Origin of the sequence: uncultured Tateyamaria sp., assembly GCF_947503385.1 — a bacterium.
Taxonomy (GTDB): Bacteria; Pseudomonadota; Alphaproteobacteria; order Rhodobacterales; family Rhodobacteraceae; genus Tateyamaria.
The window spans coordinates 859693-878954 of sequence record NZ_CANNDO010000001.1; the positions used below are offsets into that span (position 1 = coordinate 859693).

The 19262-nt window shown below is 61.7% G+C and carries 21 protein-coding genes; 11 read left to right on the top strand and 10 right to left on the bottom strand.

Annotated elements, in window-relative coordinates:
- The first annotated feature begins 10 nt into the window (after positions 1 to 10).
- From sseA to Q1A85_RS04245, 3 genes are all read left to right on the top strand, one after another.
- Complete coding sequence (sseA, locus tag Q1A85_RS04235) at positions 11 to 865, top strand: 3-mercaptopyruvate sulfurtransferase (protein ID WP_299685535.1); 855 nt, start codon at positions 11 to 13, stop codon at positions 863 to 865.
- Complete coding sequence (locus tag Q1A85_RS04240) at positions 865 to 2046, top strand: amino acid aminotransferase (protein WP_299685538.1); 1182 nt, start codon at positions 865 to 867, stop codon at positions 2044 to 2046. The genes sseA and Q1A85_RS04240 overlap by 1 nt, the downstream gene beginning before the upstream one ends.
- Before the next feature lie 97 nt (positions 2047 to 2143).
- Complete coding sequence (locus Q1A85_RS04245; RefSeq protein ID WP_299685541.1) at positions 2144 to 2278, top strand: hypothetical protein; 135 nt, start codon at positions 2144 to 2146, stop codon at positions 2276 to 2278.
- Positions 2279 to 2410: 132 nt separating this feature from the next.
- Here Q1A85_RS04245 and Q1A85_RS04250 read toward each other — a convergent pair whose 3' ends face one another.
- Complete coding sequence (locus tag Q1A85_RS04250) at positions 2411 to 3721, bottom strand: ammonium transporter (RefSeq protein WP_299685544.1); 1311 nt, start codon at positions 3719 to 3721, stop codon at positions 2411 to 2413.
- A gap of 31 nt (positions 3722 to 3752) precedes the next feature.
- Positions 3753 to 4091: a P-II family nitrogen regulator gene (locus tag Q1A85_RS04255; protein ID WP_299685547.1), complete on the bottom strand. Its 339-nt coding sequence runs from the start codon at positions 4089 to 4091 to the stop codon at positions 3753 to 3755.
- A 254-nt stretch (positions 4092 to 4345) separates the two neighbouring features.
- Here Q1A85_RS04255 and Q1A85_RS04260 point away from each other — a divergent pair, with 254 nt between their 5' ends.
- Complete coding sequence (locus Q1A85_RS04260; RefSeq protein ID WP_299685550.1) at positions 4346 to 6541, top strand: PBP1A family penicillin-binding protein; 2196 nt, start codon at positions 4346 to 4348, stop codon at positions 6539 to 6541.
- Positions 6542 to 6547: 6 nt separating this feature from the next.
- Here Q1A85_RS04260 and Q1A85_RS04265 read toward each other — a convergent pair whose 3' ends face one another.
- Together Q1A85_RS04265 and Q1A85_RS04270 are read right to left on the bottom strand one after the other, a co-directional pair.
- On the bottom strand, positions 6548 to 7138 hold the full coding sequence (locus Q1A85_RS04265) for a phospholipid-binding protein MlaC (protein ID WP_299685553.1): 591 nt from the start codon (positions 7136 to 7138) through the stop codon (positions 6548 to 6550).
- Entirely contained in the window at positions 7138 to 7851 is a 714-nt protein-coding gene (locus Q1A85_RS04270; RefSeq protein ID WP_299685556.1) for a VacJ family lipoprotein, read from the bottom strand. The genes Q1A85_RS04265 and Q1A85_RS04270 overlap by 1 nt, the downstream gene beginning before the upstream one ends.
- A 214-nt stretch (positions 7852 to 8065) precedes the next feature.
- Here Q1A85_RS04270 and Q1A85_RS04275 point away from each other — a divergent pair, with 214 nt between their 5' ends.
- Together Q1A85_RS04275 and Q1A85_RS04280 are read left to right on the top strand one after the other, a co-directional pair.
- A complete protein-coding gene (locus Q1A85_RS04275; protein WP_299686341.1) occupies positions 8066 to 9802 on the top strand; it encodes a type I secretion system permease/ATPase in 1737 nt (578 codons plus the stop codon).
- The gene (locus Q1A85_RS04280) at positions 9799 to 11100 is read left to right on the top strand and encodes an HlyD family type I secretion periplasmic adaptor subunit (protein WP_299685559.1); all 1302 of its coding nucleotides are present in this window, start codon (positions 9799 to 9801) and stop codon (positions 11098 to 11100) included. Before Q1A85_RS04275 ends, Q1A85_RS04280 begins: the two co-directional genes overlap by 4 nt.
- Here Q1A85_RS04280 and Q1A85_RS04285 read toward each other — a convergent pair.
- Both Q1A85_RS04285 and Q1A85_RS04290 read right to left on the bottom strand, forming a co-directional pair.
- The gene (locus tag Q1A85_RS04285; RefSeq protein WP_299685562.1) at positions 11097 to 11615 is read right to left on the bottom strand and encodes a DUF4177 domain-containing protein; all 519 of its coding nucleotides are present in this window, start codon (positions 11613 to 11615) and stop codon (positions 11097 to 11099) included. The genes Q1A85_RS04280 and Q1A85_RS04285 overlap by 4 nt on opposite strands.
- A gap of 61 nt (positions 11616 to 11676) precedes the next feature.
- Positions 11677 to 12153 (bottom strand): thioesterase family protein, encoded by a 477-nt coding sequence (locus Q1A85_RS04290; protein ID WP_299685565.1) that lies wholly within the window; start codon positions 12151 to 12153, stop codon positions 11677 to 11679.
- A gap of 101 nt (positions 12154 to 12254) precedes the next feature.
- On the opposite strand from Q1A85_RS04290, the gene Q1A85_RS04295 reads away from it, so the two are divergent.
- Positions 12255 to 13454, top strand: a complete 1200-nt coding sequence (locus Q1A85_RS04295; RefSeq protein ID WP_299685568.1) for a class I SAM-dependent methyltransferase — start codon at positions 12255 to 12257, stop codon at positions 13452 to 13454.
- Here the strand turns inward: Q1A85_RS04295 and Q1A85_RS04300 are convergent.
- Genes Q1A85_RS04300 through nth form a run of 3 tightly spaced genes read right to left on the bottom strand, consistent with a single transcriptional unit; the run spans position 13451 to position 15677 of the window.
- The gene (locus Q1A85_RS04300; RefSeq protein ID WP_299685571.1) at positions 13451 to 14047 is read right to left on the bottom strand and encodes a GNAT family N-acetyltransferase; all 597 of its coding nucleotides are present in this window, start codon (positions 14045 to 14047) and stop codon (positions 13451 to 13453) included. The genes Q1A85_RS04295 and Q1A85_RS04300 overlap by 4 nt on opposite strands.
- Positions 14047 to 15036 (bottom strand): adenosine kinase, encoded by a 990-nt coding sequence (locus Q1A85_RS04305; RefSeq protein ID WP_299685574.1) that lies wholly within the window; start codon positions 15034 to 15036, stop codon positions 14047 to 14049. The genes Q1A85_RS04300 and Q1A85_RS04305 overlap by 1 nt, the downstream gene beginning before the upstream one ends.
- Complete coding sequence (gene nth / locus Q1A85_RS04310; RefSeq protein ID WP_299685577.1) at positions 15033 to 15677, bottom strand: endonuclease III; 645 nt, start codon at positions 15675 to 15677, stop codon at positions 15033 to 15035. Before nth ends, Q1A85_RS04305 begins: the two co-directional genes overlap by 4 nt.
- Positions 15678 to 15828: 151 nt before the next feature.
- On the opposite strand from nth, the gene Q1A85_RS04315 reads away from it, so the two are divergent.
- From Q1A85_RS04315 to Q1A85_RS04330, 4 genes are all read left to right on the top strand, one after another.
- Entirely contained in the window at positions 15829 to 16488 is a 660-nt protein-coding gene (locus Q1A85_RS04315) for a Hint domain-containing protein (RefSeq protein WP_299685580.1), read from the top strand.
- A 63-nt stretch (positions 16489 to 16551) separates the two neighbouring features.
- Positions 16552 to 17412 (top strand): bifunctional helix-turn-helix domain-containing protein/methylated-DNA--[protein]-cysteine S-methyltransferase, encoded by an 861-nt coding sequence (locus tag Q1A85_RS04320; RefSeq protein WP_299685583.1) that lies wholly within the window; start codon positions 16552 to 16554, stop codon positions 17410 to 17412.
- Between the two features lie 134 nt (positions 17413 to 17546).
- On the top strand, positions 17547 to 18209 hold the full coding sequence (locus Q1A85_RS04325) for an OmpA family protein (RefSeq protein ID WP_299685586.1): 663 nt from the start codon (positions 17547 to 17549) through the stop codon (positions 18207 to 18209).
- 109 nt (positions 18210 to 18318) lie between these two features.
- The gene (locus Q1A85_RS04330; RefSeq protein WP_299685589.1) at positions 18319 to 18870 is read left to right on the top strand and encodes an NAD(P)H-dependent oxidoreductase; all 552 of its coding nucleotides are present in this window, start codon (positions 18319 to 18321) and stop codon (positions 18868 to 18870) included.
- Here the strand turns inward: Q1A85_RS04330 and Q1A85_RS04335 are convergent.
- Positions 18824 to 19255 carry a VOC family protein gene (locus Q1A85_RS04335; RefSeq protein WP_299685592.1) on the bottom strand — a complete coding sequence of 144 codons (432 nt, stop codon included), beginning with the start codon at positions 19253 to 19255 and terminating at the stop codon, positions 18824 to 18826. The two genes, Q1A85_RS04330 and Q1A85_RS04335, sit on opposite strands and share 47 nt — an antisense overlap.
- Positions 19256 to 19262: the final 7 nt, after the last annotated feature.

Here is a 19262-nt window from a genome sequence, read left to right on the forward strand (position 1 = left end):
GAGACTCACCATGTCCGACGATCCAAAAACCCTCGTTTCAACAGATTGGCTTGCCGCGCATCTCAAGGACCCCGATCTGCGTATCCTTGATGCGTCGTGGTACATTCCCGGCACGGGACGTGATGCGCGCGCTGAATACGAGGCCGCCCACATTCCCGGCGCGCGTTTCTTTGACATCGACGAAATCAGCGACGCGCGGTCGGACATGGCGCACATGGCGCCCCCGCCGGAAAAGTTCATGTCGCGGATGCGCGCGATGGGCGTGGGCGATGGGCATCAGGTGGTTGTCTACGACGGCCACGGGATGCTTAGCGCGCCACGGGTCTGGTGGACCTTTCGGCTGATGGGGCACCGCGACGTTGCCGTCCTTGATGGCGGCTTCCCCAAGTGGCAGGCCGAAGACCGCGTGGTCGAAGACCTGCCGCCCGTGATCAAGGACCGTCACCTGACGGCGCGCTTTCAGAACAATCTGGTGCGCGACGTCACGCAAGTCAGCCGCGCGTCGAAACTGGGTAGCCCGCAGATTGTCGATGCCCGTACCGCCGCTCGGTTCCGCGGCGACGCGCCTGAACCACGCGAAGGCCTGCGTGCAGGCCACATCCCCGGTTCGCGCAACGTACCCTATGACACGCTCCTGAACGAGGACAAGACGATGAAGTCACCGGACGAGACGCGCGCCATCTTCGCCGCCGCCGGTGTCGACCTGTCTCAACCCATCATCACCAGCTGCGGCTCCGGCATCACCGCCGCCGTCCTCGCCCTCGCGCTTGAGCGGATGGGCCATGACAGCTGGTCCCTCTATGACGGCAGCTGGGCCGAATGGGGCATGTCGCCCATGGTCCCCGTCGCAACCGGAGACGCCTGATGTTCGAACACCTCAAAGCGCAAAAGCCCGACGCCATTCTGACGTTGATGCAAATGTACCGCGACGATCCACGAGACCAGAAGGTCGATCTGGGCGTGGGCGTCTACAAAAACGCCGCCGGTGTTACGCCGGTGATGCGCGCCATCAAAGCGGCTGAAGAGCGTCTGTGGCAAACGCAGGAGAGCAAGTCTTATGTGGGGCTTGCAGGCGATCCGGCCTTTAACGACGCGATGATCCGGCTGGTGCTGGGCGACGCCGTGGCGCGGGGCGATGTGTCCTCCGTTGCGACGCCGGGTGGCACCGGTGCGGTGCGGCAGGCGTTTGAGCTGATCAAGATGACCAACCCAGATGCCCGCGTTTTCGTGTCGAACCCCACGTGGCCCAACCACCTGTCGATCCTCGACTATCTTGGAATGGACATGGTGCCTTACCGCTATTTCGACACTGAAACACGAGGTGTCGACTTTGATGGCATGATCGCGGACATCAAGGGCGCGCGCAAAGGCGACGTGGTGCTGCTGCACGGCTGCTGCCACAACCCCACAGGCGCGAACCTGACCTTGCCTCAATGGCAAGAGGTGATTGCCGTTCTGCTCGACACCGGGGCTACCCCGATGATCGACATCGCCTATCAGGGCTTTGGCGACGGGGTCGAGGCGGACGCCGCAGGCACCCGTGCCGTCGCGGTCGCAGTGCCGGAATGCCTGATCGCGGCCAGTTGTTCCAAGAACTTCGGCATTTACCGTGAACGGACCGGCGTTCTGATGCTGGTGGCGCGCGGCGGCGACAAGGCTGTGCGCCAAGGCACGTTGGCCTTCCTCAACCGGCAAAATTACTCCTTCCCGCCTGACCACGGGGCGCGACTGGTCACGATGATCCTAGAGGATGACGCCCTGCGCACAGATTGGCTGGCAGAGTTGGAAGAAATGCGCGTTGGCATGTTGTCCTTGCGCGAACAGCTGGCCAAGGAACTCGAACAACGCTCGGGTTCCAACCGCTTCGGCTTCATCGCCGAACATCGCGGTATGTTCTCCCGCCTCGGGACCACACCCGAACTGGTGCAAAAAATGCGCGAGGATCACGGCATATATATGGTTGGCGACAGCCGCATGAACATTGCGGGTCTCAATGAGGCGTCGGTGCCGGTGCTGGCCGAGGCGATTGTCGCGGCGGGGGTCTGACCCCGCAGTTGGCCACAGGTTTGACACAGGAACGCCCGAAGAAAGCCGCAATTCCCCGAGAATGGAACGTGGCGTTCTGTTCATTAGAGGGGTGTTGGTGACAGAACTTCACGACAAGTGGCAGCAGTGGACAATGCTGCCCCAAAAGCGTCAACCGAACTATGCCGTGCTGGTCGCGTCCCTTGTGCTGGTGACCGCGACGATCCAGATTTCGGCGTTGCCCAGTTTGTAGCAGGTCGGGTTCAGGCGGGACAAACGCTTGGGGTGCGCACGATGTGCGCGCCCTTTTTTGTGGCGTGCGCAAAAAAGACCGGGCGCGAACGCCCGGCCAGTTGGTCTAAAAGGGTTGAGAGGAAGGAGGAGCTCAGCCCTTGGAGAAATCGGGATAGGCTTCCATGCCCAGTTCGGACATGTCGAGGCCATTGATCTCTTCCTCTTCGCCGACACGGATGCCCATGACTGCCTTGAGGATGAACCACACGATCAGGGATGCCACAAAGGTGAACACACCATAGGCGACGATGCCGGTGATCTGCGTGACGAGGGACGCGTCGGAGTTGTAGAACACAACCGCGATGGTGCCCCAGATGCCCGCGAACAGGTGAACCGGGATCGCGCCGACCACATCGTCCAGCTTGAACTTGTCGAGCATTGGGATGGTCAGGACCACGATGATACCGCCCACGGCACCGATCCACAGCGCACCAAACAGAGTGGGTGCCAGAGGCTCGGCCGTGATCGAAACGAGGCCCGCCAGCGCGCCGTTCAGCACCATGGTGAGGTCCGGCTTTTTGTAAAGGATCTGCGTCAGGATCAGCGCTGTGACAGCACCGGCTGCTGCAGCCATGTTCGTGTTGGCAAAGATGCGCGACACGTCGGATACGTCTCCCACGGTGCCCATCGCCAGTTGCGAACCACCGTTAAAGCCGAACCACCCCAGCCACAGGATAAATGTCCCCAAAGTGGCAAGCGCCAGGTTCGAACCGGGCATCGGGTTCACTTTGCCGTCCTTGTATTTGCCCAAACGGGGGCCAAGCACGATCACACCAGCCAGAGCGGCCCAGCCACCCACAGAGTGCACAACGGTCGAACCGGCAAAGTCGGAGAAGCCCATTTCGGACAACCAGCCGCCGCCCCACTGCCAGGAACCCGAGATGGGGTACATAAAGCCAGTCAAAACAACGACAAAGATCAGGAAGGGCCACAGTTTGATACGCTCAGCCACGGCACCAGAAACGATGGATGCGGTCGCCGCGACAAATACCAACTGGAAGAAGAAGTCGGAGCCGACAGAGGCGTAATCAAGGGCTGCATCCGCGGCCGAAACGCCGACGGCATCCAGAACGGTTTGACCGCCCAATGCAAAGTAGCCGTTGAAGTCGCCGGGATACATCGTGTTAAAGCCGACGATCCAGTACATGATGGCCGCGATGGAAAAGAGCGCGATGTTCTTGGTCATCTGCATCGTGACGTTCTTGGACCGCACCAGCCCGCCTTCGAGCATGGCGAAACCCGCCGCCATGAAGAAAACGAGGAAGCCCGCCATACAGAACAGCAGGGTTGTCATGATGTACGGGCCGATTTCATCGAAACCGGGGGCCGCGTCTTGCGCCATGGCTGCCATCGGCAGAGCCGTCAGCGCGGCGGCGATTGGAATAAGTCGTTTCAGGTTCATTTCTCGTGTTTCCCTATCTCAGCCGCCGCTTTTACAGCGCGTCTTCGTTGGTTTCGCCGGTGCGCACCCGCACGGCCTGTTGCACGTCGAGGACAAAGATCTTGCCGTCGCCGATCTTGCCTGTCTGGGCGGTCTTGGTGATGGTCTCGACGATCTGGTCGGCCATAGCGGCGGCAACCACGATCTCGATTTTGACCTTGGGCACGAAATTCACCGCGTATTCTGCCCCGCGGTAGATCTCCGTATGGCCCGATTGTGACCCGAAGCCCTTGATTTCAGTGACCATCATGCCGCGCACGCCGGCTTCGGTCAGCGCTTCGCGGACCTCTTCCAGCTTGAACGGCTTGATTGTTGCAATGATGAGTTTCACTTGCGTCCCCTTCGTTTTGGCAGGCGGCCCTGCGTCATGCCCGGAAAAGAGAGCATCCCGTGCGCAGGGCAAAGATTTCAGCCCATGTTTTCGGGGGTGGATCAGATGCGTGTGCACAAAAAATGCGCAAAAAGTGTAGGCTGCTTAATAATTGTGCGAACTAGAATCGTGCAGTGCGACGGACCCGCGCGTGGCAAACCCTCAGAAAGACGGTATGGTGCGTGCAAAGAAAAAGGCCGGGCAGGGGTCGAGAGATGAGCAACGCGAAAAAAGGCAAGCGCCCACTGGTGGCCGATCGCCGGTATCCCAAGGCTGGGACCAAGAAGCCTGCGCGCAAACCTGCGCCCAAGCGGCGCAAGCGCACGCCAACACCAAAGAAGCGCGGCAATATCCTGACACGTCTGATCCGCTGGGTGATGCGGCTGATCTGGGTTGTGACGTCGCGGGCTGTTCTGGTGGGCTTGGTCGCGCTGGGGTTGGCAGTGGGCTACGTCTATACGACCCTGCCGGATGTAAGCACCTTGTTGGATGGGCGTGCCCGTGGATCGGTGACGATGGTCGACCGAGACGGCGCAGTTTTTGCGTGGCGCGGGGATCAGTTTGGCGGGGCTGTAACGGCCAACAGCGTGTCGCCTGCCTTGAAAAACGCCGTTGTCGCGACCGAAGACAAACGGTTCTACCGCCATTTCGGCATCAGCCCCCGTGGTGTCGCCAGCGCCGTGCGCATCAACCTGAGCGAAGGGCGCGGACCCTTGTCCGGCCACGGTGGCTCCACCATCACCCAGCAGACGGCCAAATTGCTGTGCCTCGGGGTGGAGTTTGATCCGACGGCTTGGGAAAGCGAGGCGGCATATGTCGCCGATTGCCGACGCGGGTCCCTGCAACGCAAGGCACAGGAGGGTGTCTATGCCCTCGCCATGGAGGCCAAGTACTCCAAGGACGAAATCCTGTCGATTTACCTGAACCGTGCCTATATGGGCGGCGGCGCCTACGGTGCCGAAGCGGCCATGCAACGGTATTTTGGCAAACCCGCAGCGGCGGCCACGCCCGCCGAGGGTGCAATGATCGCCGGGTTGCTCACAGCCCCGTCGACCCTTGCGCCCACCGCCAACTTGCAGCGGTCGCAGGACCGCGCCGCCACGATTCTACGCCTGATGGGGGAGCAGGGTTATTTGTCAGATGCCGAAGTGGCCCAGTGGCAGCAAAATCCCGCCACCCTGTCCCCTGCCGCCAAGCAAAAGGCGGGCGGCTATTTCGCGGATTGGGTTATGGCGTCCGGCCCTGAGTTTTTCACCCGCAACACGACCGAAGACGTGGTGATCTCTACCACGTTGGACCAGCGCATCCAGAAAGCGGCAGAAGAAGCGATCAGCACGGTCTTCGAAACCAAGGTTCGCGAAGGGTCCAAGGCGCAGGCCGCTATCGTGGTGATGAGCGCGGATGGCGCAGTGCGCGCCATGGTCGGTGGGCGCGAGACCCGCGTTGCCGGTGTGTTCAACCGCGCGATCCAAGCTGAACGGCAGACCGGATCAGCGTTTAAGCCCTTTGTCTATGCCGCAGCGCTTGATCTGGGGTATTCGCCACTCGACACGGTCGAAGATGAACCGCTGACCATCAACATTCCCGGTTCCGGCCCTTGGTCGCCCAAGAACTACACCGGTCGGTATGAGGGCCGCGTGACACTGGCCCGCGCACTGGAGCAAAGCCTGAACATCCCCGCCGTCAAAGTCTCGGAAAGCGTGGGCCGTGACCTTGTCCGGCAGGTGGCGAGCCAGTTCGGCATTGAAAGCGATCTCGCCGCTGGACCTGCTTTGGCACTGGGCGCATCCGAAAGCAATCTGCTGGAGATGACTGGCGCCTATGCGGGTATCCTGAACGGTGGGTCGTCCGTGACGCCCTACGGTCTGGTGGAATTAAGGCTCAAGGGCGACGACGCGCCCTTGATGGGCACCGGTGGCGGTATTGGCGAACGGGTGATCCAAGAGGATGCGGCGGCCCAACTCATCTGGATGATGGAGCAGGTGGTGAGCCAAGGCACCGGTGCGCGCGCGCAACTGCCGGGCCGCCCGGCGGCGGGCAAGACGGGCACGACGCAGGCGGCGCGGGACGCATGGTTTATCGGGTTCACTGCCGATTACGTGGCGGGTGTCTGGATGGGGTATGACGACAATACGCCGCTCACAGGCGTCACGGGTGGCGGCCTGCCGGCGGAAATCTGGCGCGAGGCGATGATCCGCGTACATGACGGCGTGCCGGTCCGGCCTTTGCCCGGAAATGTGCCCGCACAGCTGCGCAACCAGACACCGCAGCCCCAGCCGCAAACGCAACCGGGACGCCGCGAGGTGCCCAGTTCGACCGAAGGGCTGATCGAAATGCTGGTGCGCGATATTCTGGGCAGCATCGGTGAGCCGGGTCGGCCCAACGACAATGTGTCCGGCAGCGATCGCTGACTGGGCTTAACCCGCTTTTGACAGGGCCGAGATCATGGCGTCGATGTTGCCGCCGTTGCGGTCCAGCAGCGCGCCCACTTCGGTCCGTTCGGTCAAAAGCAGGTTGATGCCTTCGATGAACATGTTGAAGAACAGCGGCTTGCCCGACCGATCCGACACGTGGAACGTCACATTGAACGGCGATTCACCCCGCAAGAACGCGGTTGTGCGGACTTCGTACCAGGTCTTGACCTGTTTGACGTCGTTGACCTCAAGCCGCCCGCCGATGAACTCCCGGAACCGTTTGCCGTATTTGCGCGATATATAGCCCTGAAACGCGTTGGAGAACGCCCGCTTTTGCGCGTTCGAGGCGCGACGCCCGTCCACGCCCATCGCGTAGGCGGCGATGTAGGAGGTGTCGCTGTAGCGGGCAAAAATGCGCTCAAAATCGCGAAACATCGCGTTTTCACCCTTGCCCGAAGCGATCACAGTGTTGATGTCCGCCACAAGGCCGTCAACCAGACGGCTCGCGCCGTTTGCGTTCAGTGCAAGCGCAGGCAGCGGCGGCACAAGCAGTGCGGTCCCCACACCAGCGATAAAGAAACGACGGTCAATCATCAGAATCCCTCCGTATCCAGGGCAAACGGGTCAATGGTGTTGCCGGGGTCATCGGCCCCCAGTTCAAACCTGCGGTTTTGCAGATAGATCAGGCGCGCCTGCGCATAGCTGTCAGCACTTTCGTAGAGGATACTGTCGACGGTTTCAGTAAACCTGCCCCGCGTGCTCAGCCCGGCGGCGACGCCCGCCGCGGTCCCGTAGTAACGCTCAGGCTCGTCGATCACATAGCTCAGCGGGTTGGTGAACAGGTCCACGATCATGCCGGTGGTGTCGCGCACATTCGATGGGCCAAGGACGGGCAGTTCAAGATACGGACCTTCGCGTGCGCCCCAGACATGGAGCGTTTCGCCAAAGTCGGTATCGTGTTCCGGCAGATTGAATTCCGCCGCCACGTCGGCAAGGCCGAAAATGCCGAGCGTGGAATTGGTCAGAAAGCGGACGGTAGAAAGGCCTGCGCCGCGCAAATCGCCCTGTAGCAGGCTGTTGACCATCACGGATGGCTCGCCAAGGTTGCTGGCAAACTGGCCAATGCTGTCCTCGATCTCGTCCGGCAAAACGGTCGAATAGCCGATGGCCGCAGGCCGGACCAAGGTACGGTCCAGACCCCGGTTGAACGCGTGCACTTTGCGGTTCTGGGTCTCGTAGGGATCAAAAACGCCATCCGGCGACGTGGCAGCGGGCGTATTACCGCCACAGGCCGCCAAGCCTGTCAAAAAAACAACAAGAACCGTCAGGCGTATCGCCGGTTTCAAATGCGCCAATGGAAATCTCCGAACAACACGCGTAAGCACCCACTTAATACCTTCGTGGCAAATGCCCATAGGGCGACCGAGGGAAATGAAGGGTTGTGGCACTTGCGTGACACGAAAAATGCGCCAAAGGTGGCGCGGCGACAAGGCCATGCCCGAAGCGGGCAAAAAGGCGCCGATGCAGGATAAAGCAATGAATCAAGGCCAGTCAGAGTTGCGCGCGGCGCGTAGTCAAAGCCGGGGATTGTATTGGACGGTCGGGTTGTTCAGCATGTTTGCCAATCTGCTGATGCTCACCGGGCCGATGTATATGTTGCAGGTCTACGACCGGGTGCTCGGCAGCCGCAGTTATGAAACGCTTGTGGCGCTGTCGCTGCTTGTGGCGTTTCTCTACGGGATCATGGGCATTCTGGATTACGCGCGCGGGCGTATCATGGCCCGTGCCGGTGCGCGGTTTCAGGCGTCTCTGGACCGGCGGGTATTTGACGCGGTGGTGCGGAAATCGGCTGTGGCCCCCGACATGCGGTCGCAGACCGGGCTTGCCGATCTTGAGGCTGTTCAGCGGTTTATGACCTCGCCCGTGTTGATGGCGATGTTCGACCTGCCTTGGACACCGATCTTTATCGCCGGAATTTTCATGTTCCACCCGATGCTGGGCTGGCTTGCTGTCGGGGGTGGCACGCTTTTGATACTGATCGCACTCGCGAACCAGTTTCTGTCCCGTACACCGCAGCTCAAGGCGGGTTATGCCGGTCAGGTGGCGACGAATATGTCAGATCAACTGCGCACAGAGGCCGAAATGGTGCAAGCCATGGGGATGCGCGACGCGTCCTTTGATCGCTGGCAAAAGGCGCGCAGTGTTGCGCTCGAAGAGCAGATGCGGGCGACGGATGTTGGCGGTGGTTTCACCGCCATGACAAAATCGATGCGCTTGTTTCTGCAAAGCGCCATGCTGGGTCTGGGCGCGTATCTTGTGCTGCAGAACCAGATGACGCCGGGTGCGATGATCGCAGGTTCGATCCTGCTGGGCCGCGCCTTGGCGCCGATCGAACAGATGTTAACCCAGTGGCCCGTGGTCCAGCGTGGGGTCAAGGGCTGGAATGCCCTCGCTGAATTGTTGAGCACTGTGGGTGTTGAGGGGCGCAAAACTGCCTTGCCGAAGCCCAAGGCGCGACTGGTCGCCAAATCGCTGACCGTTGTGCCGCCCGGTGAAAAAACGGCGGCGTTGCGCAGTCTTGATTTTGATCTGCCGCCGGGCAAGGCGATGGGCGTTATTGGCCCGTCCGGTGCTGGCAAGTCCACGCTTGCCCGCTGTCTGACAGGCGTATGGCGTCCTGCGGGCGGCACGATCCGGCTGGATGCGGCGGCGCTGGATCAATACGAACCGGCTGTGCTGGGTCAGCACATCGGCTACCTCCCCCAACGGGTACAATTGTTCGACGGCACCATTGCCGAAAACATTGCCCGCCTGTCCACGGACCCAGACGCGACCAAGGTGGTCGCCGCCGCCAAGAAGGCCGCCGCGCACGAGATGATCCTTGAACTGCCCGAAGGCTACGACACCCGCATCAGCGCCAGCCAGCAGCGGCTGTCAGGCGGGCAGATTCAGCGGATCGGGCTGGCCCGCGCGCTTTATGATGATCCGGTCATCCTTGTGCTGGACGAACCGAACTCGAACCTTGACAACATCGGCACGCAGGCGCTGAACCAAGCCATCCGGCAGCTTAAATCCGAAGGCCGGTCGGTCATCATCATGGCGCACAGACCGGCTGCCATTCAGGAATGCGACCTCTTGCTGGTGATCGAAAATGGCATCCGCTCTGCCTTTGGGCCCAAGGACGAGGTGCTGCGGTCAACGGTCAAGAACCATCAGGAAATCGCGCGTGCGCCAGCGGGTGCGGGAGGCGTATCATGAGCGAACGCAATTGGTCTGCCCGCGTACCGGTCGTCGTGGGATTTCTGGGGCTTGCCACCCTTGTGGGCGGGTTCGGCGTGTGGGCCACGCAAACGCAAATCGCAGGCGCGATCATCGCGCCGGGTCGGATCGAGGTAGATCAGAACCGTCAAGTCGTACAGCACCCACAGGGGGGCGTCGTGGTCGAAATCGGCGTCAAGGAAGGCGATACGGTCGAGGCGGGCGACCTCCTGCTGCAACTGGATGTCGCACAGCTGCGCACCAGCCTCGCGATTGTCGAAAGTCAGCTTTACGAGTTGATGGCCCGGCGCGGGCGGCTCGAAGCGGAGCGGGATGATCGGGACGAGATCACGTTTGACCCAGAACTCATCGCCATATCCAAGGATCGCGAAGAGGTGGAGGAACTGCTGCGCGGTCAGCAAAACCTGTTCGAAGCCCGCCGCGAATCCGCAGACAGCACCCGCGAACAGCTGGCCGAGCGCAGCGCACAGACCCGCAACCAGATCGTCGGGATCGAGGCGCAAGAGGAATCGTTTGCGCGCCAATTGGCCCTAATCGAAGAAGAACTGACCGCGCAGCAAAGCCTGTTGGATCGGGGATTGGCACAAGCCTCCGGCGTCTTGTCCCTGCAACGGCAGGCCGCGTCGCTTGACGGGCAATTGGGGGAGTTGGCCGCAAACAAGGCGCAGGCCGAACAGCGCATCACCGAGGTTCAGATCGAAGTGCTGCGTCTGGACAGCGACCGGCGCGAAGAAGCGATCACGCAACTGCGCGACCTGCGCGCGCGCGAACTTGAACTGGTCGAGCAGCGGCAAGGCCTGTTGACCGACATTGACCGGATGGAGTTGCGCGCCCCGGTGTCTGGCATCGTCTACAACATGCGGGTGCAGACCCTGCGGTCGGTTATCGTACCGGCGGATCCGGTGCTGTTCCTGATCCCGCAGGACCGCCCGCTGGTGATTGCCGCACGGGTCGATCCGATCCATATCGACCAGATCGTGACCGGGCAGGCGGTGAACCTGCGCTTTTCTGCGCTCGATCAGCGTACGACGCCTGAACTGGTGGGGCAGGTCGCGCTGGTGTCGGCGGACGCGTTCGAGGACGAAGCATTGGGTGCCAGCTATTACCGGGCTGAGATTGTCCTGAACCCCGGCGAGCAGGAAAAACTGCCAGATGGGCAGGTGCTGATCCCCGGTATGCCGGTGGAGGCGTTCATTCGCACCGATGACCGGTCACCGCTGACCTATCTGGTCAAGCCGATGATGGACTATTTCAACCGGGCGTTCCGCGAAAACTAGGCGTTGTCCGGCCCGCTGCGCTGCGCGGCCAGTTCCTTGAGCGAGGCGGTCATTCCCGCCACGTCCGAGGTTTCCTCGACGCCATTGTCGGTCAGCATCTGGGTCGCGCCTTCGCCCGGCTCAAAGGCCGCGTCTTTTGCCTGCGGCGCAGGCGGGATCGTCGCGGCGTCCCCATCAGTCTCACCAAGCGACGCAGCCGTCACTGCGGCAGCGGGCACTGCGGCCAATGGCACCGGGTCGGGGGCGGCCAGCAACTCGGGCTCGAAATCATCCATGGGGGCGCTCACCGCGCGGCGGAACACCATCATGTTGCGCCATTCCGTCGTGGTGCTTGTCAGGCCTGACCGCTCGATGGAGGGCAGCGTCTCTGCCCGCTGAAATTCCCAGCCTTCGGCACCCATCTCGTTCATCAACGTCTCCAGCGCAAAGGCGAACCGACCTTCTGCGCCTTTGACACCTTTGCCTTTGCGCCCTTTTGTCGGCGCTGGCACGACCTTGTATTCCCAACCTGCCATGATGCGGTCCCCTCGTCTGGCGGGCCGTATAGCGCGGGCAGGGACCGAGGGAAAGCCTGCCTCACCGCTGTCGTCGTATCCCGATGCTGGCGCCTACGCGGTCCGGGCGTGGCAGATCCGCGTGCGCGTCCCGCAAGGCTGTAACCTGCGCATAGATATCGGCAGGCATCGGTGCCACACGAGGCCCCGACTGGTCCACGTGCAGCGTCATCGTCTCGCCCGTGGCGGCCAGCCAGCCATCCTCGTGCCAAAGCTCCTGATACGAATGGAACCGCTTTTCGTCGCAGTCGATCATCTGGAAAGTCACGGTCACCGGCGCATCCACGTGCAACTCGCGCACGTAAGAGATGTGGAACTCCGCTGAATAGGTCGTGTGGCCTGTGCGTGTCTGATAGTCCGGACCAAACCCCATTTTCTCGAAAATCTGGTCCGCGCCCTGATCGAACAACACGCTGTAATAGGCCATGTTGAGGTGGCCATTGTAGTCGATCCATTCCGGGCGCACCCGCATCACGGTCGAACGAAAGGGGCTGGTCATGTGGCGGTCTCCTTTGACGCTGACCCTAGAAACAGCGGACCCCTGATTGCAACCATCCGCCGGGCTGATAGGGTCGCGCCGCAGCACCAAGGGGACAAGGCATGAGCAGATCGGATGTGCAGGCCCAATACGAGGCCTACCCCTATCCTGAACGCGATCCCAAGGACGAGCGCAAGCGGCTGATCACCGGCTCGCCCTCACTGCCCGTAGAGATGGATCACTGGCTGTGGGGCGGTGCGCGCGACTGGTCGCAGCCCTTGCGGGCGCTGGTCGCCGGTGGCGGGACCGGGGATGCGTTGATTCAACTGGCGCAGATGCTGACAGATGCAGGCCGACCCTATGAGATCACCTATCTTGATCTGTCGGAAGCGTCGCGGCGCATCGCGGAAAAGCGGGCCAAGATACGCAAGCTAAAGGGCATCACCTTTGTCACCGGCAGCCTGCTCGATGCGGGCGATCACGGCCCGTTTGACTATATCGACTGTTGCGGGGTTCTGCATCACCTCGACGATCCGCAGGCGGGTTTCAACGCGCTGGCCGGAGCTTTGAAGCCGGACGGGGGCATGGGTCTGATGGTCTATGCGCCGCATGGCCGGTCGGGTGTCTATCCTCTGCAGGCGGCCTTTGGCTCCGCGCTGGCTGGCTTGAAACCACGCGAGCGACTAAAGAAAGCGCGGGCCATCTATGACCGGCTCCCGGCGGGCCACCCGTTCAAGCGCAATACACGGGTGGTGGACCACGAAAAGGGGGATGCGGGGTTTTACGATCTGCTGCTGCACAGTACCGACCGGCCCTTTACCATCACCGAGCTGACCGATGCGCTGGACGCCGCGGGTCTGGACTATGCGGGCACGCCGGAGCCGATGCTCTACGACCCGTCGCCCCTCACCGGGGATATGGATCTGCCCGCAGGTGTCGCGCAGATGCAATTGGCCGAGGATCTGAGGGGCACATTCAAAACGCATGTTGTCTATGCCCGGCCCAAGGGGCAGGTGATCCCGCCGCCCACGGGCAAACCTGATGCGGTGCCGCACCTGCGTGGCGCGCGGTCAGACGTGGTGGCGCAACACGTGGCCCGGACCGGCCAGATCATTATTGATACCGCCGGGGAAGGGTTTGAGTTTGCCGTGCCCAAACAGGCGGCAGCGCTGATTGCTGGCATCGATGGGCGGCGCAACCTTGCGGATATCCGCGCCGGTGCCGGTCTGGATGCGCTCGCCTTCGGCGCGGTGTGGGCACGGGTGGAGGCGGCGCTGTGCGCCTCCGGCATGATGCACTATTCCCGGTTGCTGACCGCCTAAGGGTCAAAGATGGGAATATGGGGCGCGAGGCCACGGTCATAGCCGTGGGCGATGCGCGGATCATCGGCCAGTTCGAACTTTTGTGACACCGGGACAAAACCTGACCGACGGTAAAACGGCAGCGCCTGCGGGCTGTCGATCGTGCAGGTGTGCAGGTGAAACCGCGTAATGGCCTGTGCCCACGCCAGTTCGATTGCATTGTTCATCAGAAATCGCCCCGCACCCGATCCGATCAGCGCGGGTGCAAGGCCGAAATAGGCCAGTTCGCACTGGCCTGCTTCACGAAAGTCCAGCTCGAGCAAGCCGCCATCCACACCATCTTTTTGCAATGTGTAGATGTGAACTTTGGGATCGTGGATGATCTCGGACAATGTCGCGTCAGAGATGATCGAGCGCCCGTACCACAGCCAATCCTGTCCCACTGCGCGAAACAGGTCGCGATACCATTTCACCGCTGGTGCGGTGTGCCGCACCAGTTCCCATCCGGCAGGGGGCGTGACGGGACGGATGTCCATCTTGGTCCGCATCTCAAGCGTGGTGACAACCATTGCCACCTTGCCGCGCGGGATCTCGTGGAATCCGTCCGCCAGCATCAGATCAGCCCTTCGGTCCGGAATACGTTGAGCATGTTCTTTTGCGGGCGGGGGCCCACATGGCTGATCACTTCGGCTGCGCACAGGTTGCCCATGCGCCCGCATGTCGCCAGATCGCGACCCGAAATGAGACCATAAAGGAAGCCAGCGGCAAACTGATCACCCGCGCCGGTTGCGTCGACCGGAACAACAGTTTCCACCGGGATATCGTGACGATCGCCGCCCCCGATGATGGTCACACCGTCGCCAGACCGTGTGCAGATCACCAGCGGGATCATATCGGCGGTCTTGGCCAGAGCGGCCTCGAGGTCGTCAGTTTCGAACAGCGATGCAATCTCGTGCTCGTTCCCGATCACGTAATCCAGTTCGTTGCCGATCATGTCGAGGAAATCGGCCCGGTGCCGGTCCACGCAGAAGGGATCGGAAATGGCGATGCCGGATTTGCCACCGCCCGCGCGGGTCAGACGCGCGGCCTGACGGAAGGCGTCCTTGCCCTTGTCTTTGTCGAACAAATACCCCTCGAGAAAGATCATCTCGGACTGGGAGGCGACCGCATCTGGCACGTCATCAGGACCCAGCTCGGTCGAGATGCCCAGATAGGTGTTCATCGACCGCTCCCCATCGGGCGAGACAAAGATCATCGACCGCGATGTGGGCAACTCGCCACCCGGCACAGGCGCGTTCACGAAATCAGTGCCGCTGTCCTGCATGGACTTGGCATAGAACTGACCCAGTGCGTCGTCATGTACGCGGCCAATAAAGGCGGTTGGCAGGCCAAGCGCGCCGACACCGGCGATGGTGTTGGCCACGGCGCCACCCGGCGTCTGCAACCGGTCGTCCATGGACCCATACAGCACTTCGCCCCGTTCGCGTTCGATGAGTTGCATGATACCTTTTTCGATCCCCATCATCTCGAGAAAGTTGTCATCGGCATGGGAAATTACGTCCACAACGGCGTTGCCGATGCCGACCAGTTTGTATTGGGTCATTCGGTTTTGTCCTCGTAAGGGCAGATGTCTTTGATGATGCAGGTGGGGCACATGGGTTTGCGCGCCTTGCAGTGATAGCGGCCGTGCAGGATCAGCCAGTGGTGGGCGTGCAACTGGAAATCGGCCGGGATGTTGTCTTCGATCGCGCGCTCAACGGCATCCACCGTCTTGCCCGGTGCGATGCCAGTGCGGTTGCCCACGCGAAAGATATGGGTGTCCACGGCCTGCGCCGGGTGCTGCCACCACATGTTGAGCACCACATTGGCTGTCTTGCGACCCACGCCGGGCAACGATTGCAGCGCGGCGCGGCTGTTGGGCACGACGCCGCCGTAATCATCCACAAGAATCTGGCTGAGTTTCATCACGTTCTTGGCCTTTTGTCGGTAAAGGCCAATCGTCTTGATATGCTCGGTCAGCCCGTCAATGCCAAGTTCGAGCATCTTTTGCGGGGTATCGGCAACCTTGAACAGGGCGCGCGTCGCCTTGTTCACACCGGCGTCCGTCGCCTGCGCTGACAGGGCGACCGCCACGACGAGCGTGTAGACGTTCACATGCTCCAACTCGCCCTCGGGTGCCGGATCAGCGGCCTGAAAGCGCTCAAAGATCGTGCGGATCGTATGGTAATTCAGTTGCTTTGCCATGACGCTCCGTATGCGTAAAATCCCCGGCTGGGGCAAGCCGGGGTCTGAAAGTGATAAAATCCTAGCTATTGTGGTGTTCAGCTTTTGCCAGCTGTTAACGCACCCGGCGCTAAGCCCGTGTCAGGCGGGGGCCTGTAAAGGTGTGAGTATCATGGATGAATTGGCACGTCGGCGTCGTCCGAGACGTCATGCAGGCAAGCGTTCCAAACGAGAACATGCGGTTTTGGCCGGTTTCGATCCTCTGGCGGGGGTGATGACCGACGACGGGCCGACACCGCTGGAATGGATTGGTGAGGGCGACCGGGTGCTGACCAAATCCGGCACTTACGAACCGGTGTTGTGGGTTGAACGGTCGCGGCTGACCATGGGAGCGATCCGTGATCTGCCCGAATTGGCGCCGGTTCGGATCGAACGCGGTGCGCTGGATGACGACACGCCCGACCGGCACATGTTTGTCTCACCATCGCAATTGCTGTTCGTCCGGCGTAACTTGAACGACCCCAGCGGCGACGGCGTTTTCGTGCCTGCGTCGGTGGTGGGGCATCAGGTTGACCCGGCCCTGCGTCCAGCAGCCGAAGAGATCAGCTATGTGTCGTTGCTGCTGCCGTCGCATCACATGATCGAGGTGGACGGGGCGTGGATGGGGTCCCTGTTCCTCGCTGATCTTGCGCTTGAGCTTGAGCCGGATGATCCGGTCCGTGCCTCTCTGAGCGCGGATGTGATGGAGCCCGCTGCTCCGATCCTGGGCCGCCAAGCAGCGATGCAGTTTCTGGCCACCCGCGCGGCAATGGCATCGCGCAAATCTGCCTGAGCCTGCGACAGAGGCGCAGGAAACGGGTCGCGCGCGGACCGGCGCGTCACTATCTTGGCCGTCATGGAACAGATCGCATCACCCGCCGCCGAATCCGGTTATCACTTCAACGTCATGCGCCGCGCCATCGACCTGATCGATGGTGCGGACGAGACGATGACGCTGGATCGCCTTGCCGCCCAGATGGACATGAGCCCGGCCCACTTCCAGCGCATCTTTTCGCGCTGGGTCGGCGTCTCGCCCAAGCGCTATCAGCAATATCTGACCCTCGGTCATGCCAAGGCGCTGCTCGAAGAGCGGTTCACCACGCTTGATGCGGCCCACGCCACCGGTCTCAGCGGGACAGGCCGCCTGCACGACCTTTTCCTGCGCTGGGAGGCGATGAGCCCCGGTGACTACGCCAAGGGAGGCGCGGGCATCACGATTTTCTGGGGCTGGTTCGACAGCCCGTTTGGGTTGGCACTGGTCATGGGGACAGAACGCGGTATCTGCGGTTTGGGCTTTGCCGCTGAAATGGGCGAAGACTGGGCCATGCAGGACCTCCTGCGCCGCTGGCCCAAGGCCAAGTTTGTCGAAGATCCGATGCGCCTGCGTCCTTGGGTGCTTGCCGCCTTTGGCGCGCAAGAGGCGGAGTTGAGCGAAGCGCCGCTCTACCTCATTGGGGCACCGTTCCAGATCAAGGTGTGGGAAGCGCTGTTGCGCGTGCCCTCGGGCCACGTCACCACCTATTCCGAGATTGCGGGCAGCATCGGCAATCCGCGTGCGGTGCGCGCCGTGGGAACCGCCGTGGGCCGCAATCCGATCAGCTGGCTGATCCCGTGTCACCGTGCCCTGCGCAAGTCCGGCGGGCTTGGCGGCTACCACTGGGGATTGCCGGTGAAACGCGCGCTTTTGGCCTTTGAATCAGCCCGCGCCGAGGCCTGATTTGACGCAAAAGTGCTCGGCAGGATGCTGCTTATACGAAATTCCCCCTGTTGGAGGGAACCATACGCCCTTATCTTGAGCTTAGATAACAGGGGACGTGCCCGAACATGGCCCCGCTTCGAAGGCAGTAGGATATGACCATGCAAAAACTTCATCTTTCACTGGGTCTCGGCGCAGTTCTGGCGCTTGGCGCGTGTACCGACCCGGGCACATTGGGGGGCAACCCCGAAAACAAGAATGCAAACCAAGGCGCACTGATCGGTGCGGGCACCGGTGCGGTGCTGGGCGCGATCATCAGCGATGACAACCGGGGCCGCGGTGCGGTGATCGGTGCGGCTCTTGGGGGCGCCGTGGGCGCCGGGATCGGTTACAACCTTGATCAGCAAGAGGCCGAACTGCGCCGCGATCTGGGCAATGACCGGGTGACAATCACCAACACAGGCGACCGGCTGATCGTGTCGTTCCCGCAGGATATCCTGTTTGCCGTCAACAGTTTCGCGGTACGGTCAGACCTGCAATCGGACCTTGGCGTGCTGGCGGGCAGCCTCGGCGATTATCCGAACTCCACCATCCAGATCGTTGGTCACACTGACAGCGACGGGGACGCGGCGTTCAACCAACAGCTAAGCGAACGGCGCGCGAATGCCGTCGCGGACGTTCTGATGAACCGTGGCGTGCCGTTTAACCGGATCCAGACCTTTGGTCGCGGCGAAAGCCAACCGGTCGCCAGCAACCTCACGCCCGACGGCAAGGCACAGAACCGCCGGGTCGAAATTGTGATCCTTCCCAACGCGTAAACGATCAAAAATTCACGCATGTACACAAAAGGCCCCGGCGCGCGCGTTGGGGCCTATTGCCATGTGCGATGACTTGGTCAATGTGAACCCAGATCAGGGGAATTTTGGTATGACGACAACTTTATTGGGTATCTCCGGTGCGCTGCGGGCCGGATCGACCAACCGTAAACTGCTGCGCGAAGCGGCGCGCCTGTACGGCGACTGCACCTATGTGGAGGCGGACCTGCAAATGCCGCTATATGACGGCGATCTCGAAGAGGCCGAAGGTGTGCCTGCCGCGGCTGAACGCATTGCGGCCCAGATCGCCGAAGCTGACGCCGTGCTGCTGTCGACGCCCGAATACAACAAAGGACCGTCAGGCGTGCTCAAGAATGCACTGGACTGGGTCAGCAGGGTACCGGGCACGCCATGGGCCGGCAAGCCGGTTGCGGTGATGTCAGCGGCGGCAGGCCGCGCGGGCGGCGAGCGCGCCCAGATGCTCCTGCGTGCCTATCTGGTGCCGTTCCGTCCGCATTTGATGATGGGTCCCGAAGTGCATCTGGCCGCCTCTTCCACTCAGTTTGATGAGGACGGCATGTTGCAGGGCGAGCAATACATCAAAGACCTGACGGCTCTTATGACCGGTCTGCGCGAGGCGGTGCAACGGGCTGCGGCACACTGATTTCGATCAGATTGCCGTCCGGGTCCCGGACATAAAGCGACGTGATCGGCCCCGTCGCGCCGCTGCGGGGCACCGGTCCTTCCTCGATTCGGGTGTGCGTGGCGGCGAAATGCGCCTGCCACTTGTCCAGATCGGCATCGGTCAACAGACATAGGTCGGCGGTACCCGGTGACGGCGCGCGCGCCTTTGGGTCAAATTCTGCGCCCGCAAGGTGCAGGTTGATCTTGTGCGGACCAAAGCGCAAAGCGTGGCGCGTGCTGCCATCGGCCACAACAAAGGGCGCATGTTCCATGCCCAGAACGTCCCTGTAAAATGCGATGGTTGTGTCGATGTCTGACACGGTCAGCACCAGATGGTCAATTTGGGTCAATCGGGGCTGGTTCATGTCCTCA